3 protein-coding genes are annotated in these 1,669 nt (G+C 69.2%); all 3 read left to right on the forward strand.

What is annotated here, in order from left to right; genetic code table 11:
* Positions 1–228 precede the first annotated feature (228 nt).
* Positions 229–636, forward strand: a complete 408-nt coding sequence (locus EJK15_RS69130) for a hypothetical protein (RefSeq protein ID WP_206062357.1) — start codon at positions 229–231, stop codon at positions 634–636.
* Positions 620–772: a hypothetical protein gene (locus EJK15_RS74010; protein ID WP_206062359.1), complete on the forward strand. Its 153-nt coding sequence runs from the start codon at positions 620–622 to the stop codon at positions 770–772. Before EJK15_RS69130 ends, EJK15_RS74010 begins: the two co-directional genes overlap by 17 nt.
* A 94-nt stretch (positions 773–866) precedes the next feature.
* Positions 867–1,568 (forward strand): hypothetical protein, encoded by a 702-nt coding sequence (locus EJK15_RS69135; protein WP_138720896.1) that lies wholly within the window; start codon positions 867–869, stop codon positions 1,566–1,568.
* Positions 1,569–1,669: the final 101 nt, after the last annotated feature.

Genomic DNA, 1,669 nt, shown 5'->3' on the forward strand with positions numbered 1-1,669 from the left:
CCATTGGCGCTGGGTCAACTGGGTCCCCGCCGTCTGGTGACCAGGACGACAAGAGCCGTGTAACGAGAGATCGTTACGCACGGTTCTGTGGGAGCCCCGGGGTGCGATTCCCCGGGGCTACCCGACCGTCGTCCTCAGTGAGTACCTGAGCTGGTCTTTTGTGGTCGTGACTTTTGATCGGGGAACCGCCCTCTACCGTGGGTGCAGGCGTGTGAGGCGGTGGTGACGGTGGGTTCGTTGATGGAGGAGTTGGCGCGGCGGGAGGCTATGGTCCGGCAGCGGATCGAGGAGATCAGGGAGCAGATCGCCGGGTTGGAGTCACGACTGGAGGCCGAGCAGGACCGGTTGTCACGGCTGGTGATCACGCGGGAGACCGTGGAGGAGATCTTGGGCGAGGCGGCCCAAGCTGTCCAAGAGCCCGCAGGCGACGTCGAGGCCGTCGACGCGGCCGATGCGGCCGCTTCGGTGCAGGTGCGGCCGTCGGCGCTTGGTGTGGTGACGGTGCCGCCGTGGCAGCCGGGCATGAAGGCGACGGTGTTGCCACGCGCGTACCGGGACGCGGTGGAGATCATGGTCGATGCCGGGCAGGCGATGCGGGCCGGGCAGATCGCGGTGGCGATTGGGGCTGCCGGATGAGGCCGCCAAGCGGGAAGGGCTGCGGTCCAAGCTCAAGCGGCTGGTGGAACGCGGGTGGGCGCGTGAAGAGGGACCAGGGCTGTTCACGGTGACCGAACCGGTGGCCCGTGAGGTGGCCAGGCAGGCCGACGGGTAGGCCGACGGGGGGGTACGGGATGGCGTCGCCCCGTCACCTGCCTCGTCACCGGGCAGGTGATTGTGGCGGGGCTCTTCCGCCGTCAGGTTCGAAGGTGCCAACCAAATCGCCCCTGGACGAAGGAAGAGCCCTGTGGAGGCACCGTACGACACACCTTGTTCTGCGGGCGCTGCGCGAGCGGCAGCATGTGCACAGCGCCCGCCATGACGCCCGCCATGACGGGGTGGCTCTGGGGGTGGCCGGGGCCGACGGCGTGCTACGACGGCGGGTGGAGATGGGTCATCACCGTCTGCTGGCCACGGTGGTCGGGACGGTGAGCCTTACCCGATGCGCCTGGCGCGCCCTGAACGTCCGCAACGCCTATCCCGCGGACGCGGCGTTGTCGTTGCGGGCGGGGCGGCACAGCCACGGGCTGGCGAAGCTGGCGGTGGCCGAGGCGGTGCACGGCTCGTTCGATGCCGCCAAGGCGGCGATCGAGGCCCGGTGCGGGCCGGTGATCGGCAAGCGGCAGATCGAGCAGTTGGTGGTGGCCGCGGCGCGGGACGTCGAAGCCTTCTACGGGCACAAGATCCCCGCCCCGGCCTCCGCCGAGGTGCTGCTGGTGTTGTCGGTGGACGGCAAGGGCATCGTGATGCGCCCCGAGGCGCTGCGTCCGGCAACTGCCAAGGCGGCGGCCAGGCGCCGCTCGGTCTTCCGCACCCGCACGGCTTCGGGCGAGGCTTCTACCTGCAGAATCATCCCACCAACTGATCGCGTGTGCCCACGAACTGCGGAACGCGGGGTTGAGGGCAACTGAGCAGGTCATGGGAAGTTCACGGGCGCAGGCCCGCACGGAGGCCCGGAGAGTGCTCAGGTGCTGGTGGAAGGCATGCTTCCTGTTCTGATCCAGGTTGAGCG

Source organism: Nonomuraea basaltis, from assembly GCF_005893125.1.
Taxonomy (GTDB): Bacteria; Actinomycetota; Actinomycetes; order Streptosporangiales; family Streptosporangiaceae; genus Nonomuraea; species Nonomuraea basaltis.